Source organism: Mycobacterium syngnathidarum, assembly GCF_001942625.1.
Classification (GTDB): Bacteria; Actinomycetota; Actinomycetes; order Mycobacteriales; family Mycobacteriaceae; genus Mycobacterium; species Mycobacterium syngnathidarum.
Genome location: NZ_MLCL01000073.1, coordinates 94615 through 121404, shown reverse-complemented (window position 1 = coordinate 121404; position 26790 = coordinate 94615). Strand labels below are relative to the sequence as shown.

General features: G+C 61.5%; 19 protein-coding genes and 2 pseudogenes. 16 read left to right on the top strand and 5 right to left on the bottom strand.

Annotated elements, in window-relative coordinates; genetic code table 11:
- Position 1: 1 nt before the first annotated feature.
- The gene (locus BKG60_RS19410) at positions 2-1270 is read right to left on the bottom strand and encodes a tyrosine-type recombinase/integrase (protein ID WP_242671619.1); all 1269 of its coding nucleotides are present in this window, start codon (positions 1268-1270) and stop codon (positions 2-4) included.
- Between the two features lie 256 nt (positions 1271-1526).
- Positions 1527-1853, bottom strand: a pseudogene (locus BKG60_RS19405) (hypothetical protein); the annotation flags it as partial.
- A gap of 128 nt (positions 1854-1981) precedes the next feature.
- Here BKG60_RS19405 and BKG60_RS19400 point away from each other — a divergent pair.
- The 3 genes from BKG60_RS19400 (at position 1982) to BKG60_RS19385 (ending at position 4864) form a co-directional block, all read left to right on the top strand.
- Entirely contained in the window at positions 1982-2737 is a 756-nt protein-coding gene (locus BKG60_RS19400) for an 8-oxoguanine DNA glycosylase OGG fold protein (RefSeq protein WP_074338816.1), read from the top strand.
- The gene (locus BKG60_RS31165; protein ID WP_165688717.1) at positions 2734-3456 is read left to right on the top strand and encodes a tyrosine-type recombinase/integrase; all 723 of its coding nucleotides are present in this window, start codon (positions 2734-2736) and stop codon (positions 3454-3456) included. Before BKG60_RS19400 ends, BKG60_RS31165 begins: the two co-directional genes overlap by 4 nt.
- A 64-nt stretch (positions 3457-3520) precedes the next feature.
- Complete coding sequence (locus BKG60_RS19385) at positions 3521-4864, top strand: IS256 family transposase (RefSeq protein WP_074328301.1); 1344 nt, start codon at positions 3521-3523, stop codon at positions 4862-4864.
- A gap of 24 nt (positions 4865-4888) precedes the next feature.
- Here BKG60_RS19385 and BKG60_RS19380 read toward each other — a convergent pair whose 3' ends face one another.
- Positions 4889-5374 carry a DUF6933 domain-containing protein gene (locus BKG60_RS19380; protein WP_043370462.1) on the bottom strand — a complete coding sequence of 162 codons (486 nt, stop codon included), beginning with the start codon at positions 5372-5374 and terminating at the stop codon, positions 4889-4891.
- Positions 5375-5455: 81 nt separating this feature from the next.
- Between BKG60_RS19380 and BKG60_RS19375 the strand changes: the two genes are divergently transcribed.
- The 13 genes from BKG60_RS19375 (at position 5456) to BKG60_RS19315 (ending at position 22376) form a co-directional block, all read left to right on the top strand.
- A complete protein-coding gene (locus BKG60_RS19375) occupies positions 5456-6040 on the top strand; it encodes a hypothetical protein (RefSeq protein WP_043370464.1) in 585 nt (194 codons plus the stop codon).
- 133 nt (positions 6041-6173) lie between these two features.
- Positions 6174-6947, top strand: a complete 774-nt coding sequence (locus tag BKG60_RS19370) for a site-specific integrase (protein WP_207553888.1) — start codon at positions 6174-6176, stop codon at positions 6945-6947.
- Positions 6944-8758 (top strand): hypothetical protein, encoded by a 1815-nt coding sequence (locus BKG60_RS19365; RefSeq protein WP_075909859.1) that lies wholly within the window; start codon positions 6944-6946, stop codon positions 8756-8758. The genes BKG60_RS19370 and BKG60_RS19365 overlap by 4 nt, the downstream gene beginning before the upstream one ends.
- Positions 8755-10821 carry a hypothetical protein gene (locus BKG60_RS19360; protein ID WP_075909858.1) on the top strand — a complete coding sequence of 689 codons (2067 nt, stop codon included), beginning with the start codon at positions 8755-8757 and terminating at the stop codon, positions 10819-10821. Before BKG60_RS19365 ends, BKG60_RS19360 begins: the two co-directional genes overlap by 4 nt.
- On the top strand, positions 10818-11234 hold the full coding sequence (locus BKG60_RS19355; RefSeq protein WP_074338813.1) for a hypothetical protein: 417 nt from the start codon (positions 10818-10820) through the stop codon (positions 11232-11234). Before BKG60_RS19360 ends, BKG60_RS19355 begins: the two co-directional genes overlap by 4 nt.
- 125 nt (positions 11235-11359) lie before the next feature.
- Positions 11360-11545 (top strand): helix-turn-helix domain-containing protein, encoded by a 186-nt coding sequence (locus BKG60_RS19350; protein WP_074338812.1) that lies wholly within the window; start codon positions 11360-11362, stop codon positions 11543-11545.
- Between the two features lie 2 nt (positions 11546-11547).
- Complete coding sequence (locus BKG60_RS19345) at positions 11548-14817, top strand: helicase-related protein (RefSeq protein ID WP_075909857.1); 3270 nt, start codon at positions 11548-11550, stop codon at positions 14815-14817.
- The gene (locus BKG60_RS19340; RefSeq protein ID WP_075909856.1) at positions 14814-15479 is read left to right on the top strand and encodes a DUF4391 domain-containing protein; all 666 of its coding nucleotides are present in this window, start codon (positions 14814-14816) and stop codon (positions 15477-15479) included. Before BKG60_RS19345 ends, BKG60_RS19340 begins: the two co-directional genes overlap by 4 nt.
- An 18-nt stretch (positions 15480-15497) precedes the next feature.
- Positions 15498-17363 (top strand): site-specific DNA-methyltransferase, encoded by a 1866-nt coding sequence (locus BKG60_RS19335; protein ID WP_165688716.1) that lies wholly within the window; start codon positions 15498-15500, stop codon positions 17361-17363.
- Between the two features lie 5 nt (positions 17364-17368).
- On the top strand, positions 17369-20449 hold the full coding sequence (locus tag BKG60_RS19330; protein ID WP_075909854.1) for a type III restriction-modification system endonuclease: 3081 nt from the start codon (positions 17369-17371) through the stop codon (positions 20447-20449).
- A 266-nt stretch (positions 20450-20715) separates the two neighbouring features.
- Positions 20716-21087 (top strand): TIR domain-containing protein, encoded by a 372-nt coding sequence (locus tag BKG60_RS19325; protein WP_075909853.1) that lies wholly within the window; start codon positions 20716-20718, stop codon positions 21085-21087.
- A gap of 6 nt (positions 21088-21093) precedes the next feature.
- Complete coding sequence (locus BKG60_RS19320) at positions 21094-22080, top strand: caspase family protein (protein WP_075909852.1); 987 nt, start codon at positions 21094-21096, stop codon at positions 22078-22080.
- Entirely contained in the window at positions 22080-22376 is a 297-nt protein-coding gene (locus BKG60_RS19315; protein WP_074338805.1) for a hypothetical protein, read from the top strand. The genes BKG60_RS19320 and BKG60_RS19315 overlap by 1 nt, the downstream gene beginning before the upstream one ends.
- Before the next feature lie 225 nt (positions 22377-22601).
- On the opposite strand, the pseudogene BKG60_RS19310 reads toward BKG60_RS19315, so the two are convergent.
- Both BKG60_RS19310 and BKG60_RS19305 read right to left on the bottom strand, forming a co-directional pair.
- Positions 22602-25403: pseudogene (locus tag BKG60_RS19310) on the bottom strand (restriction endonuclease); the annotation flags it as partial.
- A gap of 229 nt (positions 25404-25632) precedes the next feature.
- Positions 25633-26604, bottom strand: a complete 972-nt coding sequence (locus BKG60_RS19305; RefSeq protein WP_019344645.1) for a GNAT family N-acetyltransferase — start codon at positions 26602-26604, stop codon at positions 25633-25635.
- Positions 26605-26790 lie beyond the last annotated feature (186 nt).

Sequence of the window (26790 nt, the reverse complement as noted above, 5' to 3'; positions counted from 1 at the left end):
CTCACTGCTCCTCGGTGTCGACGATGCCGGGAGTCGCCGCCGCGATGTGCGTGATGAAATCGGCGATCGATGCGTCCTCGGCCATGTCGTCATTGAGGAACAGGTCCACCTGCAGTCCCGACACGGGTTCGAGATAGCAGTTGCGTGTGGTTTCCAGGCTTGCGTGGCCCAGCAATGTTTGAACCAAAACCCAAGGGTCACCGAAGATGTGGCGGTACTCGCGCCGTTCGGCAGGGGTGATGCCCATCTTGCGTTCGTGTGCGTAGATCAACGTGACCAACATCCTCAGGGCGAACGAGTGGCGCAGCATATGCGGGTGACAATGGATGTCTACCCCAAGGGTCTGACACCGATCGTTGGCCGTGGAGAAGATCGCCTCCCAGGTGCGGTAAGGCAACGGCAAACCGGCTTCGGACAGCCACACCATCCAGGGTTCAAGCCCGTGATCGGTGGTTATGTAAAAGTTGAGCCGATCCTTCGCGTCGAGACTGTCCAACGGTACCGTTCCTGTGCTGCCGTCCCGTTTGGTGAAGTGGACACGGCGGTGATGGTCCACCGTGTCGACGACCTTGATGTCGGTCAGTGCGTCGTAACGACCTTCAGAACGGGCTCGGTGGACAGCCGCTGCTCGGGTTGAGATGACGTAGTTGTCAATGCTTTTCAGTGCTGCGGTGCTGATCCAGAAATCACGGCCGCGACCCTTCGCTACCGCTTGACCGACTCGCGCCTTGGCGTACCTCACTTGGTTGTCAGCGCTGGGGATTTCGCCCACGACCAGTGTTCCGGCTTCACGCAGCCGCAGTCCGCTCGACCACAGCGCTTCGGCGAACGCCAAGTTGCGGCCGTCATTGCGTCCTCGCCAAGTCGCATCCCGTCGCCCGTCGCCGCGGTAGCCGCCGAGGCCGACGTCGCGCCAGCGCTTGTAGGCCCGCGGCGTGAGCCACTTCAATTGGACCGAGCGGACAGCGCTCGGTTTCAATCGCGCGGAATCCGGGTCCCCGGTCGAGCTGGACTTGTGCAGGGCGACAGGAGAAACAGCCACGTTGCCGCGCCACTGCTGCCAGTCGTAGAACTTCTTAAACGCGGCCAGATCCCGTGAAAACGTGGCCGCACCAACACGATCCGGATTCTTCTGGTCGCGTCGCCGCCAGAACTCATAGTCGGCAAGATGCTCGAACGTCGCCGTTCTCCAGTCGATGCCTTGAACGGAGAGAAACGACAGAAAGAGCTGAATGTCCGGGGCGTAGGACTCCTGCGACCCGGCCGCCAACGATTGGAACGCTGCCGACCGGAAGAATTCCAGGACCTCAACGTCCGGTCGACCATCGGGCATCAGGAGGAACGGCTGCCCCGGGCGGATTCCGAGCGCGGCCTCACGCTCAGCTAGATCGGGGAAGTCTGCAAGGACATCAGATCTCGCGGTGTACGGTCGGCTAGGCTGCCGCGCCCAACACATCCTCCAGCGGGAGTCCTCGTCGTGTTGTTCCACAGCAACAGAACCTGCCACAACACACCGACATTCTACGGAACGGGGGGTTCCCGACGACGACGTGGATGGGCGCGGCGAGCTGCTTGACGATCCGGGAGTTGTTCTGCGGGAACATCTCCGTGTCCATCGAATCACCGTCTTCGGTGATCTGGAAAGTATCGGCGAGCACGATCCCCTCGAACGGGCTGTACTCCGTCTCGGTGAGTGCGTGGTAGGTGGTCTCGATGTTGACCGCCGCGATGTAGTAGGCGAGCAACATGATCTCGTTGGCGTGAAGCTCACCGGCGTACTTCCGCTCCAGATCCTGCCGCTTGACCAACCCTGACTGCAGCAGCCGGGTCAGGAACGTGGCGGTGCCGGTGAACGTTATGCGCTCTAGTCGGGCGTGTCTCACCACCGAAGCGTCTGCACACCGTTACCGTCAGAGCTGAGGCGGCCAACGGACGGCGGACCCAGAGGCTGGGACATGAACCCCGAAGGGTGGATTCTTGTATGTGGCAGGAGTCGGACGGTGCCGTCGGTGACTTGCTGACTTCGCATGTGCTCGGCCGAGTGGGTCAGATCGATGACCCCGTCAAAGTGAGTGCCTGGTGGGCCGATCGCGGAATCACGATCGACTCGGACGAACTCAACCGCGATGTGTTGTTCGCACGCGCCGCACATTGCCGGGAGAACGCCGATGCGGATTGGGTGTCTTTCCTGTGGCACGTTCTCGCGTGGGGCGTGATGGGTGACTATCGAAACGCACCCACAATCGTGGCGAGTGCAGCCGGTGTCGACCAGCGAGACCGGCTCAACGACATTCTGCGCAGAGCTGCTGAAGCCAGCTATCGCGGCGAAATCCGTTCCGCCTACGCGGCGATCCGCGGCAAAGTTCCCCGACTGGGGCCGGCCTTCTTCTCGAAGTTCCTCTACTTCACTGCTGACCGAGATTCGCCGGATCCAAGTTCAGTGATCCTGGATTCGCGCGTCAGCGCCGCGGCCTTCACGCTCACCGGCCGCGACTATTCAGAAGACAAAGCGGCGACATACGAGCGCTTCTGCAACGACATGCACATGTGGTCCCGACAGTTTAATACACCCGCGGACGTCATCGAGTTTCGCATGTACCAGTTCGGCCAGCTCATCGACTCGCGCCGCTGGAAGTGGCTACACGCCGAGGCCTCGCTGTACCGAGAAGGATGCGAGCAGGTCGGGTTCGACGACATTGCCGAACGGCGAGCCCATCTCGCGGGCTGGAGGAAGTGACGCCAGTGCAGCTCTACTACGCGGATTGGAACCACGTATCCGAAGGCGACTGCGAAGGCCTCGCCTCAGGCGATCCTCCAATCGTCCGGGACGGTACGCCGATCATCGTGGATGACGAGATGCGGCCGCTGGAGCCATGGTGCACGTTCCTGCGGCTATACAGCCAGAACCTGCGACCAAACTCGGTTTACGCCTACGCCCGCGACGCATTGGAGTTCGGACGGTTCTTGGACGCGAGAGGTGTTGGGGTACTGGATGTCTGCGAGCATGACCTCGTAGCCTTCCGAAAGCATCGTCGCAGCGAAGGTGTGTCGGCGCGGTCGTGGTCACGGCACCTGGTCGTCATTCGAGCCCTGTTCACCTACCTGTACGAAACTGGACAGCGCGACAGCATGCCGTGGATTCAAGTCGGGAGCAGATCAGTTGTCACCCCCAGGACACCACACACGGAGATGGATGTCCGAGCACTCTCACACGCACAATGGCTTGCCCTGCGCAACACCGGGTTTGGTGGAGAGCTGCCTTCAGGAGAGCTGGACCGGTCCTATCGTGGCCAATCAACCGTCCGCAACGTGTGCGCGGTGGACCTGGCCCTGACCAGCGGCATGCGTCTCACCGAGTGGTCCACGCTGCTGGACGTCGAGGTGCCTTCTTCCGGCAGCGGCGCGTCTCTGGTGCTGGAAGCATGCGCGAAGGGTCGTGTCCGGGACGCGGTGTAAATACGGAGCACGGGCGTAGGTTCCGCTTCACGACCTGCAAGTCTGCGAAGAAGGAGTCACGCCCGTGCCTGTTCGAGTATCAGCCGTCGATCGCATCCGCACCAGAATCGATGCCCTATTTGCCGAGGATCGGGAGCTTTCGGAGATCCTTGAAGAGGTTGCCCGGCTGGGCGCTCAACTGTTGATGCAGGCGGCCCTGGAGGCTGAGGTCACCGAGTTCCTCGGTCGCGAACGCTACCAACGCGCTGCTGCCTGTCCCGACGCTAACGGCGGCTCGCGCAACGGGTATCGACAGGTGACGGTGAAAACCACCACTGGGCCGGTTACGTTGGAGCGGCCGAAGCTGCGTGGCACCACCGCAGCGTTTGCGTCGCGGTTGTTCGGCAAGCACGTGACGAGAACCAACGCCTTGGAGACGCTGGTGATTGCCTCGTTCGTACGCGGGTTATCGGTGCGCGACGTGCAGGCCACCCTCGCCGAAACACTTGGCGACCAGGCCGCGATCTCCAAATCCACGGTCTCGGAAGTGTGCAAGGCGATCCGAGCCGAATACCAGGCGTGGGCGCGTCGTCGACTTGACGAGATCACGCTGGATTACCTGTTCTTGGATGCCAGCTTCTTTCGGATGCATCCGGGGTCGCCGGCCGAGCCGGTGCTGGCCGCCTGGGGCATCACCACCGAGGGCAAGCCGGTGTTCGTCGGGTTGGCGCCCGGGACCGGCGAGTCGACCGACGCATGGGCCGACTTCCTGACTGATCTGGGCGATCGCGGCCTGGGTTGTCCACTGTTGGTTGTCTCTGACGGCGCCAAGGGCCTGATCGCAGCCATCGAACAAATTTTCCCAAAAGCGTTGCGGCAGAGATGTCTTATTCATCGACTCCGCAACGTGCTCGCGAAGATTCCCGCCGGGATGCAAGCCGAGGTCCGCGACGGCTACTGGGCCATCTTCGATACCGCCGATCTGACGGTTGAACCGGGGCCTGGGCTCGTTGAGATCATCGACAAGCGGATCGAGGCGTTCGCCGCCAAATACTTCGACCTCTATCCGGCGGCGATGCGCATTCTGCTCACCGACAAAGCTGGGTTGACTGCCTATCTGCGGTTCCCGGTCGAACACCATGGGCGCGTTCGACATTCGAATTTTATTGAGCGCTCCTTTGGGGAGACCAAGCGTCGGACCAAGGTCATCGGCCGATTCCCCGGCGAGACCAGCGCCGTTAGCCTGGTATGGGCGGTGCTCGACCGGGCCTCGGCCGGTTGGCGCGGGCTGTCCATGACACCGGTCGGTACCCGATTGCTGCACGACCTACGTCGATCGCTGCTGGACCCACCCCGTGAACTGCGGCTGACACCGTCCACCACGAGTAACGGCACCAACCCCGCAGATCCCATCTCGGCCACCGCGTAACAACTCCGTGTCGCTTTGGCAGGCTCAGTTTCGGTGACGGCTGGCGGTGACCAGGTCGATCGGTGGGATGTAGCCGGTGATGCTGTTGATGGTGCGATGCAGGCCGTGGTGCAGCGCGTCGATGTCGCAGCGGGCCAGGCCGCCAGCGGTGGCGATGACGTGTTCGGTGGTGAACGCCAGGTCGTTGATCGTGCCCAGGATGCGGCGGTCGGCGGTCTTGGCCACGGCCACCTGCTGGGGATCAAGATCGCCGAGCGTATCGGCGGGCAGACCCTCGACGTGCAACGCGGCCTGGATCGCCGAGACGACCGGCGGGCCGATCGGGCGCAACCCGGCGGCGGTGACGTTCGGCATGAACACCGAGAACAAGGTCCCGGCGTGGGTCACCAGCAGGCATTTGCGTCGGTCGATCCAGACCAGGTGGGCATACCAGTCGGTCGCGCAGGCTTGGCCGATGGCCGGCTCAGGCGCCCTCAGCAGCGCCAACACCTTGGCGGTACATCGCAGCATCACGACCCATGATCGTAGGCAGCGTCCCCGAGGATCGGTACCCAAGAACACCGCGACGTGGCGCCGGTACAGTGTGGCGACGTGTTGGTCGCCGATCTGCATCACTTCCTCGACATGCCGCACGACGCTTCCGGTCCCGCGCGCCGCCTGGCACAACACCTGGGCGACATTGTCCGGGCGGGCACCGCCGGCCAGGTCGGTGATCGGTGGGTATCGGCATTGCCGTGTCGGCGCCGCCCCGCCCACAGGCGCTGCCCCGGGCGGATGACCATCGCTATCGCCTCGGCCGAGACGGCGGCGCCGATCCGATGGTCGTGCAGCGTCTGCGACGACGAGGGGGTGATCAGCAACTGGGCAGACTCCCCATACGACCTGCGCCGCCGCCGCTCCAGCGTTGCCGGCGACCTCAAGGAGGTCATCGTCAGCGACACGACCGCCGCCGTGTTACGCGACCTGATGCTGCTTGACCCCGACTGTGAGCGACTGGTGTACGGCATGCGCGCCCACCCAAACGGCGCTGCCTTACTGACCAATGCCGACGACCTCGAAGAGCTTATCGGGTTCGTAGCCGCCGAAGCCAACCACGAACCCAACCGCCGCCGCCAAGACCGCCTCGACGCCGCGTTCAACGCACTGACCGACGCCGCCCAAACCCTCTCCAGCTGAGCATCTCTCGGCCCTACGCATCAGCCCTGGGCGCGCCAAAGCATCCGCAGCAAGCTACCGAACCCGCTCGCCGTTATCCCCAACACCACCAGCTCAAGCTGCAAGAGCCTGTCACTTGAGTTCCCCAGCCCGTATGCTCACCCACGAAGCTGCGAACCGACCGGTGCTTTTACACCCACTTTCGGACGCGACCTGCGCGAAGAATGAGCGCCGCCGGCGGGTCTATATCCCGGCCTCGACCGTGAAGGCCGTTGAACTCTACCGCGGCACAGAACGCAAATCCCTTGTCCGCAAGGCTCAGAATGCCCTGCGACGGAAGCTGCCGACACTGGCAGTCGTCACACATGTTGACCCGGCGGCAGGCAAGCTCACCTACCGGTACAAAGGGATCGACAAGCGCGATGAGTTCGCTGCGATCCCTCCCGACGTGCGCCGTCTCTTGGTCAGAATCGACGATGCTGGCTCCATCGAGCCCATGTCGCTGTTCGTGGGCAAGGGCGGTCGCCCGCCGTCACAGCGACGCTGGCATCAGTACTTCGAGGACGCCAACAACCGCCTCGCCACCTTCGGCAACGCCACGCCCACCATGCCCCCAGCCGTCACACCCCATGACCTGAGACACACATTCGCTGTCGTCATGCTGCGAAGCCTGCAACGGAGAGCGGCGCAGTTCGAGCAGTCCCGGCCGAGAACAGGATTCGGCACCATCAGCGAACATGTCGTCCACAATCCGCTGCTGACACTGCAACGACTCCTCGGGCACGCCAGCCCGTCCACGACGATGGTCTACCTCCGCTATGTCGACGAGTCAGATGAGCTGATCCAGCGAGCTTTTGAATCCTGGAACGACGACACCCGCGACTACGCCACGTACGTTCTGGACGAGCTGGAGGCGCAATCGTCGTGACACCCGATGACCGCGAACCACGGATCGCACTCTTCCCGACTGGCGGTCCGATGAAGTCCGCCCGCATCAGTCCGAGTGACTATGTGGCCACGCAACTGGTCGCCGAACTCGCCGATGCGTGGAAGGAGAGCGCTGAGAACCTGGATCTCACCCCCGGAACGATCTCCCGGCAAGCCGGGGTCATCAGGAGGGTCGGCGAGTTCTTAACCGACCCCGCCGACCGATTTCTCACCTTGTCCGGCGACGGCGCGGATGTTGCACGTCGGCTACACGACTGGGAATCGGCGATGATCGTGCGCTTTCCCCCACCCAGCGTTCACGCCAAAGACCTCGGAATGGAGCTGCGCAATCACGTCGCTCGATATCTCCAATCGCACGAGATATTTGATGGAGTGCTTGCGGACTGGGCCAGCGGATGGGTCTTGGACGGCAGCGTGTGGGAGGGGTTGCCGCTCGACGAGTTCAACAACAACGAACGCCTCCAGCTTGAACAAGCATGCCGAACGATCGTGCGCGATACCGAAGAACGGCTCGCCCGCGGCAACGCCCTCCTGGCGGCCGGCACGGATCCTCGCCCTGACGGATGGAATCGGGTCGAGAATGTTCTGTGGGCTCTGCGGAACCTGCCTTACGACGACTCGTTCCATGTCCATCTGGCCGGGCCGCATCGAGCGCTAAATGGATGTGACGTCGACAAAGAGTCAGGGGTCAACCGGGATGCCCGTTTGAAGGCCCGCCCGCTGGTGACGGCCGTGGGTGCCTACCTCACCCCAGAGGACGAATACCTTCTCGCCATCAGAGTGCTACTCCACCTGCAAACGGGGTGGGCACCCGAAGAGAGCCGCCGACTCCTTCGCAGCGACATCGAGTTCGGAGACTCGTCTGTCAGGGTGCGAGCGACCAAGCTGCGGGCGCAACGAATCCGTTGGCACACCCTGCCCTCGACGCAACAGCCGCCGTGGGGATGGAAGGCCGGCGACCTCATTCGACGCGCCGCACACGCGATGCAGCATGCGCACGCACTCACTCCCGACGAGCCCCTGTTCTGGGTGACAGGGATTCGCTCAGCCCGGGACCGGCGTGATGACGAATATCCTCAATATTTCATCCGTGCAAGGCATTTCGGCGGCCCCAACTCGCTCAACAAGCTGATCGGGCGCTATGGACTGTCACTCAGCGAACCACACGACATGCGTAGGATCCGCAAGACGGTGAAAAGCGCGCGAGCCGCGTTGCTCGGTACTCTCAACGGCGCAGCCGGCGACGACCACTCCGTCGAAGTCTTCCGGGGACATTACGCCCAGACCACCACGGTTCACACCATCGCCGCGCAGACGGTCCTGCGCGCCCAACGCAAAGTCCTCGAACGTGCATCAAATGGACCGACGTTTATCGATGCGACGGCCGCCGACGTCGCCGCCAGCCCAATTGACTCCGATGTAGCTGCCCTCGCCGCGTCGGTCGCAGAAGAATCACCGACCGAGCAGCAGCTGACACTTTCAGCGTGCCGAGACCCCTATGAACCGCCCGTGGGACAGACAGGTTCGTTGTGCCACGCATCGCCGTCGCTGTGTCTGCAGTGTCGCAACGCGGTCATTTTCCGCGACCACTTACCACGCCTCGTCATATACCGCGACCTGGTAGATGACATCGAAAAGACCATGCCACCAATACAGTTCAGTGAAATCTACGGCCAGCAACGAATCAACATCGACGCCGTGCTCAATGAATTCACCAGTGACCACATCGAAGCAGCGCGCCAACAAACCGCTCACCTTCATCGACCGCTCGGACAGAGGGCAGAACAGTGACCGGTCAACTCACATCACTGATGTCGGCGGCGTGGGATCCACCCTTCGCCGCCGACGAACCGGTCCTACCCGCTTCCCGCCGCATTGCACCCGGTCCTGAACCGCGATTCGGTGACATGCCCCGCTGGGATCTGACCGCCGGAGGAATCGCCCCCAACTTGAGTCCGTCTCGTGCGCATCTGCGGTTCGATGGTCTCCCCGAGGCCTGGGTGCCGATCGCCAAGACGTTGGCAATGGCCATGCTGCAGCCGACCCACAGCATCCTTCGGGAAGCGCACGTCTACCGGTCCAACCGGCCCTACAAGATCAAGTCGATCCAGCACGCTCTCGCCGAGCTCCGGTACCTCGCGAAATGGGCCGAGGACCGTGGTTACTCGCCCGATCTGTCGCAATGGATCGACGATGACAGCGAGGCCTATCTCGCATCGGTCCGCGCCACCCGCGCAGTCACGGCCGAGCATTCCGCCAAGGATCTGTTGCGTCACCTGGTGGAATTCGGGCCCCTGATGCACAACGGTGGGTTGCGGGTGATGGTCGGGGCGTCCAAGACCGGGAGCTCGGGCGAGATCAAGACCCCGGTTATCCCCCCGGACGCATTCTGGCCGCTGATCCGCGCCTGCTGGACCTACATTGATGTATTCGCCCCCGATGTCCTTGCGGCCCGCGAAGACATCGAAACCCTGGATGCCAGTCCGCATCCCGCAAAATGGCCAGCAGCACAAACCATCGACAAAGCGATCAACTCCTGGCTCACCTCGCCCGATGCCTTCATTCCATTGCACATCTACACGCTCGGACGCGGAAAAGCCGGCGAGATCAACTGGGACGGCCTGGCACTATGTACCACGCCGCGTATCCGGGCAGTCAACTTCTACAACGGCAGCGGACCAGCCCGACGGCAACGAGTCCGCGACGCGATCGCCGCCGGCGTGCCCACCAAGTTCGGCTACTCCGCCGTTCCACCCACCGTCGTTGATCGACCCGACGGGACACGCGGGCCATGGATCAGCGGATTCGACCGCGTCATCGTAAGCAAAGAGCTCACCCAAATCCGCAACGCTGCTTATATTTTCGTCGCAATCATGACCATGATGCGGGACAGCGAAGTCCAGGGAATCGCCGCCGGAGCGATCGGCACGCACTATGGCGTCCCCGCGATCACCAGCACTGTCCATAAAGGCCAGACGGGTGCGGGTACACCACAGCGCTGGTGGGTCAGCCCGCCGGTCGTTCGCGCCCTCGAAGTCGCAGAACGCATTACCCGTGACCCAGGCAGGCTGTTCGGCAGTGTCCGCACTGGCGTCAACCGTGACCTCGCCGGGTTCGACCAGCACGAACAGATCCGGTCGTTCATCAACTGGGTCAACGACCGCTCGCCTCACAATGGGCTACAGCCGATTCCGATAAAAGCGCTGGCGCCGCATATGTTTCGCCGAACCATGGCGGTCATCACCGCCAACGAACCTGACGGCGAGATCGCCCTCGGAATCACCCTCAAGCACAACGCCACACGAGCGCTAGCCAACGCGACTACCAGTGGATATGGGGCGCCGACACCGGAGTGGGCCAAAGAGTTTGAACACCACGCCAAGGAAGCCGCCGCCGCAGAACTCGTCGCCGACTGGGCACGGCACGCCAACGGTGACCGAGAAGTGCGCGGCCCTGGCGCCGCCACATTCGTCAACAGCCTCGACAGCGTCACCGACCGTGCGGGCAGCACCGCCGGGGTAGGCAACGAGCGCATGCTTCGAAACCTGCTGCGCGACGAATTCGCCACAATCCGCCTGGGTACGCTCAACCACTGCCTCGGTGACCCGAGCAAGGCACTCTGTCTGGAAGGCGCGTCCGCCGCGGTTAAAGCTGGCGGACCCATCCCGAGCATGTGTCAACCGGCCACCTGCCGGAACTCGGTCATCACCGACAAACACCTCCCGATCTGGCAGCACGAGGAAACCGACCTCATCGAGAAACTCAAGGACAAGAAGATGGCCGCCGTCCACCGAGAGCGCCTCGAAACTCAACTCGCCGACGTCCGGAGAATCACCCAGCAGGACCCCAAATGACTGCCGTCAGCCCCGCGACGGAGAAGAAGCTGCGCGACGCCATGCAGCGACTCCTCGCTGGCCAGTCCAAACGGACCGACGGGCGGCTCACCAAAGCCAACCTGCACATCGAAGCCGGCGTCAGCCGCGCCACCATGAACCGGGCCGACGCCGTCCTCACCGACTGGAACACCGCAGTCGGTACCCAGGTCGCACCGCGGGACTCCCAGATCGTCGAGCTGCAGGGAACAGTCACCAAGCTCAAGCAGACCATCGCGACGTTGCGGCAAAACAACACCGCCCTCGAACGCAAGAACCAAGCCGCGGTCACCGTGATCGCCGAGCTCCACGCACAGCTACAGGCGAGTCGCGGTGCAGAGCCGCGCGGAACCGTCACTCCGCTGCAGGGCCGTCAGACGCGACGGCGATGGTGACCGCGAGCAGACTTTCCGACCTCGACAGAGTGGGTTGAACCCGCAAATACCCAGTCTAAACCGGTTCATCCCGCTAAGATCGCGACCAGTCGGCACGCAGGGGGTCGATAGTCAGGAGGTCGCCCGTGGCTGAGCCGTGGCTGTCGGCTGACGACATCGCCGCCCACCTCGGCGTCACCAAGGACACGATCTACACCTGGATCGCCGAGAAGGACATGCCGGCTCACAAGCTGGGGCGCCTGTGGAAGTTCCAGGCAGCCGAAGTCGACGATTGGGTTCGTCGTAACGGGGCTACGGCCGCGGAGGACTGAACGTGCACATCATCGACAACGTCAACGATCTCCTGGGCGACGATCTCAAGGCTGAGGTGCAGGCTGGGTCGAAGCTGCGTATCGCTGCATCGACATTTTCCATCTTCGCGTTTGAGGCGCTACGCAAGGAGTTGGAGCGTGTCGAAGAGCTCGAGTTCGTCTTCACCTCGCCGTCGTTTGTCGCCTCGGCGGCTACCGATCAGCTGCCCAAGGAACGCCGACAGTTCTTTATTCCGCCGGGGTCCAACGGGGAGTCGTCCCTTTACGGTTCTCAATTCGAGATCCGTCTGCGCAACAAGCTGACTCAGCGGGCCATCGCGCGTGAATGTGCGGAGTGGGTGCGCCGAAAGGTTAACTTCCGGTCGAACCGGACCGGTGCACCGATGCAGCAGTTCGCCGTTGTGGATGACAAGGTCGCCTACCAGCCGATCCAGGGGTTCACGTCTGCCGATCTTGGTTACGAGCGTGGGAACGCGGTGTCGAATGTCGTGACCAAGCTCGACGATGCTCCGATGGCACGGCAGTACGCCGCGCTGTTCGATCAGATCTGGAACAACCCCACGCAGCTCGAAGATGTCACCCAAGCGGTGTACGACCACATCGCGAGTGTGTACGCCGAAAACTCACCGGCGCGAATCTATTTCCTGATCCTGTACAACCTGTTCTCGGAGTTCCTCGAAGACGTCAGCGAGGACGTTCTGCCGAATGATCGCACCGGCTACCAGGAAACACAGGTCTGGAAGAGCCTGTACAACTTCCAGCGGGACGCGGCGACGGGAATCATCAACAAGCTGGAGACCTACAACGGCTGCATCCTCGCTGACAGCGTGGGACTCGGGAAGACCTTCACCGCGCTGGCAGTGATCAAGTACTACGAGCTGCGCAACAAGTCCGTCCTGGTACTCGCACCGAAGAAGCTCGCCGAAAACTGGACCAACTACAACGCCAACCTGACCACCAACATCTTCGCTCGCGACCGGTTCAACTACGACGTCCTCGCTCACACCGATCTTTCCCGCACCAGGGGTGAATCGTTGGGGCTACGACTCGACCGAATCAATTGGGGTAACTATGATCTCGTCGTTATCGACGAGTCGCACAACTTCCGCAACGCCGACTACGCAGAAGAAAAAGAGTCACGCTACCAGCGGCTCATGCGCCAGGTCATCCGCGAAGGAGTGAAGACCAAGGTGCTCATGCTGTCGGCCACACCGGTCAACAACCGCTTCAACGACCTGAAGAACCAACTCCAGCTTGCCTACGAAGGCGACTCCGAGAACCTCGCCCAACACCTGAACATCTCGACCACTGTCGAGAAGGTTTTCAGCGACGCACAGCGTGTTTTCAACGAGTGGTCCAAGCTCGACCCAGAGGCGCGGACCACCGACCGTATCTTGCAGATGCTCGACTTCGACTTCTTCGAACTGCTCGACTCGGTCACCATCGCAAGATCTCGCAAGCACATTCAGGCGTTCTACGACACCACTGAGATCGGCACTTTCCCGCAACGGCTCCCGCCGCGGTCGATTCGTAAGCCGCTCTCCGACCTCCCCGACGTACCCGCATTTAACGAAATCTTCGGACAGCTTCAGGTGCTCACCTTGGCGGTCTACACGCCGCTGGCCTACGTATTCCCCAGCCGGATAGGCAAATACGAAGACCTCTACAACGTCAAGGGCGGCACTGCGCGCTCCAATATTGGGCAACTCGGCCGTGAACAAGGCTTGAAAAAGCTCATGACGGTCAACCTGCTCAAGCGTTTGGAGAGTTCGGTCGAGGCGTTCCGGCTCACGCTAGCCAAAATTGAAGGGGCGGTCGACAACACTCTGATCCGGCTCAAGTCAAGAACGGGATCCTCGAACAACCTCAGCGTCGATTTCTCGGGCCTGGACCTCAATGTCGATGACGAGGACGACGCCAACGTCGAGGCCCTCTCGTTTGGCGAGAAGATCAAGATCGACCTCGACGACATCGACGTAGAATCCTGGCAGCGCGATCTGTGGAACGACCGCGAGACCCTCCGCGAATTGCTCGACGAGATGCGCAGGGTCACACCGGATCACGACCTCAAGCTGCAGGAGCTCAAACGACTCATCGAGGACAAGGCCGCTAACCCCCTCAACCCGTTGAATCGCAAAGCACTGATCTTCTCAGCGTTCGCCGACACCGCCGAGTACATCTACAAACAGCTCGCGCCGGCATTGAGCGACTCCGGGTTACACACCGCGCTCGTCACCGGCGGTGCCCACGCCGCGAAAACAACGCTGGGGACCGGCTACGACTTCCAGCAGGTCCTGACGTTGTTCTCGCCGAAGTCCAAACAACGCCACCTCACCATGCCCAAAGACACCGGCGAACTCGATGTGCTGATCGGCACCGACGTCATCAGCGAAGGCCAAAACCTCCAGGACTGTGACTATCTCGTCAACTACGACATTCATTGGAACCCGGTACGGATCATCCAACGATTCGGCCGCATCGACCGCATCGGCTCGACCAACGCTCAGATCCAGCTCGTGAACTTCTGGCCCGACATCTCCCTCGACGAATACATCAACCTCAAGGAACGCGTCGAGAACCGCATGGTCATCGCCGACCTCGCCAGCACCGTCGACGACAATGTCCTCACCCTTGAAGGCAGCGATGCCGCGTTCCGGAAGGAGCAGCTCCGCAAGCTCCAAGACGAAGTCATCGAACTCGAAGACGTCCGCACCGGTGTGTCCATCACCGATCTCGGTCTCAATGACTTCCGCATGGACCTGCTGGGATACCTCAAAGAGTCCGGCGATCTGGCCACCGCGCCGAAGGGGCTTCACGCCGTGCTCCCCGCAGACCCTTCAAGAGGCCTCCACCCCGGTGTGCTGTTCGCGCTGCGCAACGTCGACGCCAACGAGAACATCAATCGGGGCAACCGGCTTCACCCGCACTACCTTGTGTACCTCGACGACAACGGCAACGTCATCGCTGACCACACGGAGGCCAAACACCTGCTCGACCTGATTCGCACAGGATGCCGGCCTCATGAGGAACCCGTCACCGAGGTCACCCGCGTCTTCAACGCTGCCACCCGCGAAGGCGCAGAGATGGGCAAGTACTCCGAATTGCTCACCGCAGCAATCCGATCCATGATCGACATCACCGAAGAACGCGATATCGACAGCCTCTTCAGCGATGGACACACGACCGCGCTCACCCAGGCAATCGCCGGCCTCGACGACTTCGAACTCACCGCATTCATAGCGATCGTCGACGCCACCGAAGGAACCACATGACGGCCCTGCTCTACCGCTGGCCCGTCGCCGCCAAATTCGGTCGTACCGTCCCGAAGACCAAGTTCTACAAACAGGGCACCGTCCCCGGTGCGGTACGTGACAAATTCGTTTCCGAGGTCCAGCGCATCACCTGGGCCTACAAACTCGCCCAATCCACCATCAACCTGCCCGGCAACGCAGACGTCCCCGAGATCCAAGTTTTCCAGATCGATACAAAGGGCGACGATGTCGGCGACTCCGTGCTCGCGGCCATCGACAAAGCGGTGAAGACTCCCATCATCTTCGAGATCGTCACGGGCGAAGGAGACGAGCAGCGAATCCGGATGGCTGCATCGCACAAGCAGGTCGGCACCGCTACACCGAAGCTCAGCGCCTACTACACGACCGACTGGCAACCCCAGGATACCGAGCGGCAGCCACTACCGACGGCGATCAGCCTGCCGTCCCTGTACGCCGCACTCCTCACGCCGCTGACCCCGGTATCGGCACGGCCAGGAGAGGAATTGTCGGACGTTGCTGCCAGACTCCAGGCCGTACGCAAGCTCGAACGCGAGGTCGCCTCCCTGGAGCGAAAACTCCGCGCCGAGTCGCAACTCAACCGCAAGGTAGAGCTTCGGCGCGCCCTAAAAACCAAGCAAGCAGAACTGGACCAGCAGAGGTAGCACGTGGAGAAACTTCGCATGACATCGCCCGACATGACCGAGGCCAATATTGACAGGCTCGCGGAACTGTTCCCCAACGTCATTACCGAGACGCTCGACGCCGATGGAAATCCCAAGAAGGCCATCGACTTCGACCTGCTGCGTCAGGAACTGTCAGCCCATGTTGTGGAGGGCCCGCAAGAGCGCTACCGGCTCGACTGGCCCGGTAAGCGGGAAGCAGCCTTCGCCGCCAACGCGCCAATCGCCAAGACCCTTCGTCCGATCCGCGAGGAATCTGTCGACTTCGACACCACCAAGAACCTGTTCATCGAAGGTGACAACCTCGAAGCCCTGAAGCTGCTGCAGGAGTCATACCTCGGGAAGATCAAACTCATCTACATCGACCCGCCCTACAACACAGGAAATGATTTCATCTACAACGATGACTACGCAGAGACATCTCATGAATACCTCGTGAGGTCTGGGCAAGCAGACGGACACGGCACAAGACTGGTGGCGAATACGGAATCCAACGGCCGATTCCACTCCGACTGGCTATCGATGATGCTGCCACGGTTGAAACTCGCCAGGAATCTGCTTACTAGCGACGGCCTCATCTTCATCTCAATTGACGAAGGTGAAGTCGCGGGCTTGAAGCTCTTGTGCGACGAGGTATTTGGAACGGACAACTTTCTGGAGCAGATCGCCTGGAAGAACAAATACAATGCTGGTGCACTTTCGCGGGGCATTTCCAACGTGCATGAGTACGTCCTTGTCTACTCACGTAGTCCCATCTCCAGTCTTGCTGCACCGCTGGACGATGAGCAGCGCAGCGCGTACCGATTGCAAGACGATAACTTCGCGACGAGGGGTGGTTACGTTACGCAGCCTCTTGCAACCAGGAGCAAAGACCCGCGTCCGAACCTTGTTTATCCCATTGAGTGGAACGGCCGCGACGTGTGGCCTGACAAGCAGTGGCTTTGGTCTCGGGAGCGCGTTGAAGAGGCTCTCAGTAGAGGTGAAGTTGTCTTCTCGGAGACGAGGGGAAAGGTCAGCGTTCGTGCCAAGCAGTATCTTCGCGACGAGAATGGCGTTGAGCGACTGGGCAAACCAGTCTCTGTGCTCATCGGACCTTACAACCAGTCGGGGACACGAGATCTTGAAGACCTCTTCGAGACGAAGGTCTTTGACTTTCCCAAGCCTGTAGATCTGATCAAGTATTTCGCAGCTTTCGTGGTGAACGGCAACAGGGACAAGGATTTCATCGTTCTAGACTTTTTTGCGGGGGCGGGTTCGTCGGCGCACGCAATTTTGAAGCTAAACGCCGAAGATGGGGGCAATCGCAGTTACATCGCCGTTCAACTTCCAGAGCCGTGCCCTTCGAATTCGGAAGCGGCTTTGGCCGGCTACGCGACCATCGCCGAACTGTCGCGCGAGCGGATCCGACGGGCGGGTAGGAAGGTGGCCGAGGATGCGGGTCTGGTTGGCGACGCCATTGACGTTGGATTCCGAACCTTGAGGGTAGACGCCACCAACATGGCAGACGTGCTGCGAACCCCAGATGACACCGGCCAGCATGCACTAACAGAACTCGAGAACAGTGTGAAACCTGATAGATCCGGCGAGGATCTACTGTTCCAGGTGCTGCTTGACTGGGGCCTCGAATTGTCTATGCCGATCACGGTCGAGAAGGTTGAAGGCCACGACGTCTTCGTCGTTGAGGACGGCGCTCTCATCGCCTGCTTTGATTCGGAGTTGAGTCCGCAGCTTGTGCGAGTGATCGCGAAGCGTGAGCCGCTCCGGGCGGTATTTCGTGACTCAGGCTTCGCGTCCGACGACGCTCGGATCAATGCGGAACAGATCTTCCGTGAAATCTCCCCGGCGACTGATGTGAAGGCCATCTGACACTGATGAAGCTTCAGTTCAAGATTCAGCAGTACCAGACCGATGCCGTGGACGCGGTTGTCGAGGCCTTCGCCGGGCAGCCGAAGCATGATGGCGTCTCCTACCGGATCGATCCGGGCAAGGCGAAGCCGGTCACGGCAGCGATGCTGTTCGACCCGAGAGCGACCTCAGACTCGGGTCTACGAAATGCCGAGATCGCGTTGGCACCAACGCAGCGGCTGGAGAACGTTCAGCGAGTTCAACGGTCGCGAAACCTGCCGCTGTCAGACAAGCTGTTGGATAGTAAGGCTGCTCCGGGCGCTCCGAATCTCGACGTCGAGATGGAAACCGGTACCGGTAAGACCTACGTCTACATCAAGACCATCATGGAACTGCACAAGCGGTACGGCTGGTCGAAATTCATCATCGTCGTCCCGTCGGTCGCGATTCGCGAGGGGGTGAAGAAGTCAATCGATTTGACGGCCGAGCACTTCCAGCAGACGTACGGCAGTAAACCTCGGTCGTTCATCTACAACTCATCCCAGCTGCATGAGTTGGAGCGGTTCAGCTCGGATGCCGGGGTGCAGGTGATGATCATCAACATTCAGGCGTTCAATTCGACGAGCAAGGATAATCGCCGCATCTACGACGAACTCGACGACTTCCAGTCGCGGCGTCCCATCGATGTCATCAGCGCAAACCGTCCCATTGTGATCATCGATGAACCGCAAAAGATCAGTGCACCAAAGTCATTGGAAGCACTGTCGCGGTTCAATGCGCTCATGGTGTTGCGCTACTCGGCAACCCACAAGGTCGAGCACACGAAAGTTCACCGACTCGATGCGCTCGATGCGTACAACCAGAAGTTGGTCAAGAAGATCGCAGTGCGAGGCATCACCGTGAAGGGACTGGCTGGCACGACGGCTTACCTGTACCTCGATGCCATCGAGATTGCCAAGGGCGCAAAACCGCGGGCTCGCCTGGAGATCGAGGTACAGACCAAAGGTGGACCGATCAGTCGCCACGTCAAGCGCCTCGACGTGGGCGCCAACCTCCACGACATCTCCAACGGTATCGAGGCATACAAGGGCCTCTTCATCACCGACATCGACGCCAACCGCGACGTAATCGAACTCAGCAACGGTGATGTGGTTATCGCTGGACAGCTCTCTGACCGCGACGTCACCGAAGAAGCCAAGCGCCGCATTCAGATCCGGGAGGTGATTCGGGCTCACGTCGATAAAGAACGGGAGCTGTTCGCCCAAGGCGTTAAGGTGTTGTCACTGTTCTTCATTGATGAGGTGGCGAAGTACCGCGATTACGACCGCGAGGACACGCTCGGCGACTATGCCCGGGTCTTCGAGGAGGAGTACACCGTGATCGTGGGTGAGGTTCTTGGGGAGCTGGAACTTGATCCCGCAACCGTGGCTTACCAGACTTACCTGCGACGCGATGCCGTCCGAGCGGTGCACGAGGGCTACTTCTCGATCGACAAGAAGACCAGGCATGCGGTCGACGGGCCAGTGCACACGGCAGGTGACGAAAAGGGCCAATCCAAGGACGTCGACGCCTACGACCTGATCCTCAAGGACAAGGAACGGTTGTTATCGCTGGCCGAGCCCGTTCGCTTCATCTTCTCCCACTCCGCCCTTCGGGAAGGCTGGGACAACCCCAACGTCTTCGTGATGGGCATGCTCAAGAAAAGCGATAACACCGTGTCGCGGCGACAAGAGATCGGCCGCGGCCTGCGCTTGGCCGTCGACCAACATGGCGAACGCATGGACAACCCCGTCACGGTGCACGACATCAACGAGTTGACGGTCGTCACCGACGAGTCCTACACCGACTTCGTCGCAGGGCTACAAAGGGAAATCTCCGACTCGCTGGCTGCGCGGCCACGCAAGGCAAGCGTGAAGTTCTTCACCGGCAAGACAATTCAGACTGAAGACGGCGAGTCGCTAGTCGAGGAAGCCCTTGCGCAGGCCCTCTACAAGTACCTGGTCAAGAACGACTACCTGAACGACGACGACACGCTCTCCGACGAGTACAAGGCAGCGACAGAGGCTAGCACCCTGGCAGAGCCGACATCAGAGATCCTGAAACCGATGCTCAAGTTTCTCTTGCCCTTGGTCGACTCGCTCAATATCGCCGTCCCGGCCCCGACCGACGACCGCAAGCCCAAGAAGATCCCGCTCAATGAGGCCAACTTCGCCAAGAAAGAGTTCCAGGCCCTATGGCACCGGATCAACCACAAGGCCGTCTACCAGGTCGAGTTCGACTCATCCGAGCTCGTCACCAAGTGCATTCACGCACTTGACAAGCATCTAAAGGTCGCCGCGATGCAATACGTCGTCCAAGCTGGCACGCAGCGCGACGCCCTCGACGCCGACGACCTCACCAGCGGTGCCGGGTTCGACGTATCCAGCACCACAACCCACACCGCGACAGTGTCGGCCTCATCCCAGGTCAAATACGACCTACTCGGTGAAATCACCGAGAAAACTCAGCTCACCCGTCGTACCGCGGCGGCAATCCTCAGCGGAGTCACACCGGAGACGTTCGCCAAGTTCCGGCTCAATCCGGAGCAGTTCATCACCGAGGCTGCCCGACTCATCAACGAGCAGAAGGCAACAGCGATCGTCGAGCACCTGACCTACGACGCGCTCGAAGACCGGTTCGACACAGCGATTTTCACAGAGAACCAGACCAAGCAAGACCTCACCCACGCCGGCAACAAGCTGACGAAGCACATCTACGACTACGTCGTCACGGACTCGAAAGTGGAGCGCGACTTTGTCACCGAGCTCGACACCAGTCAGGAGGTTGCCGTCTACGCGAAGCTTCCACGCGGGTTCTTCATCCCGACCCCTGTAGGTGACTACAACCCGGACTGGGCAATCGCGTTCACCGAAGGAACTGTCAAGCACATCTATTTCGTCGCCGAGACCAAAGGCTCCCTCTCGTCTCTTCAGCTCAAGGGAGTCGAGGACGCGAAGATCGAATGTGCGCGGAAGTTCTTCGCATCGCTCAACGAGAAGAACAGCGAGAACGTCAAGTACGACGTCGTCACTGACTACACCGAGCTGATGCAGCTCGTGACGGTGTGAGCAGCGGGTGTGTCCAAAGGACGGAAAGATGCTGGGATCTGGGGGCGTCGTCGATTGCTGGCAATGCGAGATATCAGAACGTGTCGAATGGCTCTGTCGATCGGGGTGGCGAGTGGACGGTCACGCGGGTCTTCGGGCCCACGGATGCAAATCGCTCCTGTCGTCGGATTCCGCGACGGCCTTCTTGTCGGTGCCTCCCGGTAAACTTTGCCGAGAGGGTCACCGGTCAACCGGACGCGGTGACGACACGCTCAACGAGGAGCACCGTGGCAGACACCAAGGTCATTTTCATCGCCTTCGCGATCGAGGACGAGCGTCAAAGGGACTTCCTGAAGGGCCAGTCGCTGCACCCCCGCGCGCCCTTCGAGTTCATCGACATGTCGGTTAAGCAACCGTATGACTCCGGATGGAAAGACAAAGTGCGGACCCGGATGCGTCGCTCGGACGGAGTGATCGTCCTGGTAAGCGAGAACTCACTGACGTCCTCGGGACAGAAATGGGAGATCCAGTGCGCCAAAGATGAGGCCAAGCCGATCCGGGGGATCTGGGCTTATAGAGACGACCGCACCAATATTTCGGGGGTGTCCACGTACACGTGGAGCGATGAAAACATCAGCAACTTCATCGACTCCCTGTAGGTCGACGTGCGGAAGGCGCTGATCGTCGGAATCGACCACTACCCACATATTGGGGACCTCAGCGGGGCGGTCAACGATGCCCACGCTGTGAAGAACGTTCTCGAGCGGAATGCCGACGGCACGCTGAATTTCCCCACCCCGCAGCTGCTGGTCGGGACCGGCCCTGGCGCCGAGGTCACTAGGCTCGAACTCAAGGAATCGGTCCGGAAGCTTTTCGCCGATGACGCCGATATAGCACTCTTCTTCTTCGCCGGTCACGGATACATCGAAGACACCGGAGGCTTTCTTTGTGCCAGCGACTGCCAGTCAGGCGACGACGGTCTGTCGCTGGCAGAACTAATGTCCTTGGCCAACTCGTCGCAAGCAAAGAATAAGGTCATCATCCTGGACAGTTGTCACGGTGGCATTGCGGGAACAAGCGCCCTCGCCCAGAACGTTGCCGAAATTTCCGATGGTGTCACCATTCTCACCGCGTCGACCGCTGACCAGTACGCGATGGAGACGCCCGGAGGTGGATCAGGCGTTTTCACGAGCCTGTTCGTCGACGCTCTCAGTGGAGCTGCCGCGAACCTCGTAGGAGCAATTACTCCTGGAAGCGTCTACGCACACATCGACCAATCGCTTGGGCCTTGGGCGCAACGCCCAGTTTTCAAGACCAACGTAAAGACCTTCATCTCATTGCGGGAGGCTACTGCGCCAATTGAACTGGCTGAGCTGCAGCAGCTGACTGACATATTTCCAACTCCTACAACCGTATTCAGCCTCGATCCCAGCTACGAGCCGCACCGCTCCGGCATCGAAGAGCCTTCGGTTCCAGCGCCCGATCCAGCCCACACGGCTGTCTTCGCGATACTGCAAAACTATGTCAAGGTCAACCTCGCGAGGCCCGTTGGTGCCCCACACATGTGGCACGCGGCGATGTGGTCACACGGCTGCGAGCTGACTGTACTTGGCCAACACTATTGGAAACTCGTCGACGACGGCCTTATCTGATGTCCACCGAAAGAGATGTCCAGGCACTCCTGGAGACGCCCGCACTCATGGAGAAGCTCGCCGCTATCGAGCATGAACGCTGGGCTCATTGGCAGCAGTACATGCATGACCAGTGCCAACGTGCCGAGGACGGGTCTTTGATCATCCCCGCACAACTAGCGCAGCGGTGGCAAACCCAAATCGAGACCCCCTACGAGGACCTGACCGAGTCCGAGAAGGATAGTGATCGTGAACAGGTGAGGCGCTACCTGCCGATCATCGGTGCGGCTATCACGGCGCCCGCTGCGGAGGGGTAGGCGGCGGGATGCCTAGAGCTTCATGGAGACGTCGAAGCAGCAAGTTGACAACTACATGGAGGAAGCCAAGCGGGACATGAAGGAGGCTGGCTTCACTACAACGCCTTGGGGCAAACCATGATTCAACAAGGAGCTGAAATGACTAACTCCAGGATTTCGCTCGCATGACCTTGATTCCCGGGCTTTGTTGTCTCGTGAGACGCCAAAATTTCGCATAAACGCCGGATCCAGCACGTGCACGCCCTCGTCGGTGAGACCGCGGCCGAACGCCTCCCGCGACGCGTGGTCGGCGGCCCGCAGGATGAAGTCCACGATCTCGACTGGGGTGTAGACCACGCCCAGGGCCTCGGCCTGCTTGGCGAAGCCAATCTTGAAGAACTTCTCGTACAGTTCGGCGATCACCCGCTGCTTACCGTCCGCAGAACCGACCTCCGACGCACGGATCCGCACCGAGTCATAGAAGCCCTCTAGATGCGCCGTCTCGGCTTCGAGACCCGCACCGCCGAGCTCGTCCACCATCGTCTGCATCGTCTTGGATACGGGGTTGTGCGCAGCGAACTCGTGGCCGGCGAACAACGCGTCGAAGACAGGTGCGGTGATCAGGTGCTGGGCGAGTATCGAGATCGCATCGTCTCGGGTGATGGAGTCGTTGAGGTTGTCGCGCAGGCCCCGCAGGAACCGGTCGAACGCCGCGGTCACCTTCTTGTCGGCGCCGTCGAGCAGGGCGCCGATGCGGGTGATCAAGGCCGCCGCGATGTCGGCGACGTCCTTCGCCCAGTCCTCCCAGTACGTTCGGGTTCCGACCTTGTCGACGATGCGGGTGTAGATGGCCTCCTGCCACTCCGACAGGGAGAAGAGCGCCATCTGCGAAGCCAGACCACCACCGCCGCCGGATCCGTCCCCGTCGGTTACACCAGCTGCGGGGTCGGCAGTTTCGGTGCTGCCTTCCGCGGCGGTAGTCGGTCCTTCGGCGCCGAATGTTTCGGGGTTGTCGACGGTCGGGCCGATGTGCCCGCCGAGTAGGCGATCCGATCCGTGACCGGTGTCCGTGCCGGGGTTCGCGGTGTTCAGCGCGATCGAGTTCACCATCGCGTTGAACCGGTCGTCGTGGGCGCGCAGGGCGTTAAGAACCTGCCACACCACCTTGAACCGCCGGTTGTCGCCGAGGGCCTGCGATGGCGAGATCCCGGCCGGGACGGCCACCGGCAGGATGATGTAGCCGTAGTCCTTGCCTTCGGCCTTGCGCATCACGCGGCCGACGGACTGCACGACGTCGACGACGCTGTTGCGCGGGTGCAGGAACATCACGGCGTCCAGGGCGGGAACGTCCACCCCCTCGGACAGGCACCGCGCGTTGGACAAGATCCGGCACTCGTCCTCCGGCAGCGGCGCTTTGAGCCACTGCAGCTCCCGGTTGCGTTCCAGTGCGTTGAAGGTGCCGTCGACGTGGCGGACCTGCACAGCGAGATCCAGGTTCGTGGTGTTGATGTCGACGCCGTCGTCCTGGCTGTCGGTGAGCAATTCCCGGTACGCGTCAACGACTTTCGGAAAGAGTTCGGCGACCTGCTTGGAGGTCGCGATGTCCTTGGCGAACGCTACGGCCCGGCGCATCGGGGGCGCACCCGGTACGAAGCCCTGACCGTCGGGGGTCTTGCCGGCACGCTTGGCGAGCCCGTTCCAGCACCCGACGATCTTCGTGGCATCGTCGAGCCGCAGTTCACCTTCCCCGCCCGCCAGCTGCCCCTGCAGCGGAGCGGCGACCATCTCCTCGTCCACGGTGAGGACCAGAACCTTGTAGTCGGTCAGCAGGCCACGCTCGACGGCCTCCCCGAACGAGAGGCGGTGGAACTCCGGCCCGTAGTCCTCCTCGTTGTCCATCCCCGTCAACACGGCGGAGTGTTCCTCCGCCTTCGCCTTGACGTTCTCGTCGAAGATCCGCGGGGTGGCGGTCATGTATAGGCGGCGGTCGGCGTGGAGGTAGTCCGCGTCGTGGACTCGAACGAAGTTGGACTCGTCGTCGCCAGCCAGGGTGACGCCCGTGGTGCGGTGCGCCTCGTCGCAAATCACCAGGTCGAAAGGGGCCACTCCGAGCTTCTGCGCGTCCGCGACGACCGGCAGCGACTGGTAAGTGGTGAAGACGACGGTCAGCCCCTTGGCTCGCTTGCGGTGCTCCATCTCGGAGGCGAGCTTCGCGGCGTTCGTGGTCACCGGGATCGCGACGTCGTAGGTGTTGATGTCCTCCGCTGCGCGGGAGACTTTGACGTCGGAGCAGACGGCGAACGCCCGCAGATCCAGCTGAGTCTGTGCGGTCCACTCACGCAGCGTCTGGCTGAGCAGGGAGATCGACGGGACGGCGAATAGGATCCGCGCGCTGCCACCGTTCTCAGCTACGGTGCGCTCGGCGATCTTCAGCGCAGTAAAGGTCTTGCCGGTTCCGCAAGCCATGATCAGCTTGCCACGGTCGTTGCCGGCTGCGAAGCCGGCGAACACCTTGTCGATCGCGGTGGCTTGGTGCGGTCGTGGTTCGTGGCGGGTCGCCTCCGACACGTCGACCTGGATGTCGCCGTCGACCAGGCTCACGTCCCAGTCGATCGGCGAATCGGCGATCTCCGCCAGGCCGATCCGCTGCACCGGGGTCGTCTGATTCTCCAGGGAGGCCTCGGCGTTCGGACCCCACCGGTCGGTGGTGGAGATGATGATCCGGTTGGTGAACGGCTTCTTCCCCGACTCGTTGAAGAAGGAGTCGATGTCGCTCTTGGCGAGCGTCGTAGTGGGCTCGTAGAACTTGCACTGGATCGCGGTGTACTCGCCGGTGTCCCGCTCCCGTGCCACGAGGTCGATCCCGAGATCGATCTTGCCCTTGGGGCGGTCGGGCCAGTCGACCCACCGCCACACCGCGTCGTACTGCTGCGACAGCATCGGGTCGAGTTCGAAGTATCGCACCATCAGTTTCTCGAACTTGGTGCCCCGCTCGGAGTTCGACGGCGCCTCGCGGAACACCTCCATCACCTCATGGATCGTCCCCACCTGTGTGCCCCCTGTCCGTCGAACGCGTGCGTCCGATGAGCCTATGCGGCGGCCGCGACTCGGCGTCGCTGATCGATGAGTTGTGCGGTTCCGTGTTACCGGTTGTCCTTCGGCACCCGCTCCGGCGAGGCTGACCGACAGCGTCCTTTCATGTGGATACGCTGCGTTCGACGGGGGAGAGATCCGCCATAGTGGCGCCAAATGGCGGAGTGTCAGGCGTCGACGGTACTTACGATCGGGTGGACACTCCCGGGACATCGCCACGTCGACATGACAGGCACAGGCCGGCGAACACCACAAGTAGCTGGTCGTCATCGGTCGCCCAGGAAACCCGGGTGTCGCGGTCGTGTCGACCGCATCCGTCGCAGAGGGTGTCAGCGTCGTAGCCCTTGATGTTCTGGGTGTGCGGGCCTACGCACTCCCAACAGACACGCATGTGGTTGGGGTCCCAGCCGAACACCGAGAGGTTGCGGGGTCCCATGCTGGCATGCACACAGCTTTGGGCATCAGAGTTTTCAGCGATCCGCCGTGCATAAAGCCGATATCCGAGGTCCAGCGCCGCCTTCTCACGCTGCTTGTTCTGGCGGATGAACTCAGCTGTGGCGATACGGCGTTCCCACTCTGCAGGTGCTCGACCTGCGAGATGGTCCTCGAGAGTTTGGCGGTAGCCGCGGAAGATTACTTCACCTTTCGAGGGGGCGACGCCGACCGTGTCGGTGTCCTGGGGGCGTTGCGTGCTTGTTAGCCCGGACATCGGGCTGATGTAGAACCCCTGACGCCGATACCACTGAATGGAGTCCGTGCGAGTCAGCTCGACGTTGCCGTACAGGCCAACGTATTTGCGTGGCATCCGGCGAACAGTGGCATCTAGCAGGGCTCGTCCGATTCCACTGCCGCGATGGCCCTCATCCACGGCTAGAACATAGATCTTCCACCAAGGGACCTTCGCCGGATCGAAGGCCGGCCCCCCTTTCTGGTGCAGGACATGCAGGTTTTTATCCGTGGGCTGGCCAACACCGATGACGCCACACACGACGCCGCGGCTGTCGGTCGCCACCAGAGAAAGCCACTCGTGGGCGCTCGACCCGGAGCCCAACCGCTCTGGCCACGGATAATCGATACCGACATACCGCTCGATCAGCCCGATCGCCCGCTCGTTGTCACCTGGAGATGCCTCGCGCACCTGGAATGTTGTCCCCACAGATCCATGCTTAGCAGGCGCCAATGACAACGCGCGTCAACGCCGAAAGTGTCGGTGGACGGGGCGAAGCACACTCTGAACGCGCAGCCGTGTGGCGTCTGCCCATCCGCGCCCTGTGCCCGCGCAGCTGGATCGCAGCGGCAAAGTCCCACCCCTCACACGACATCGGGGAGGACTGGATGAGCA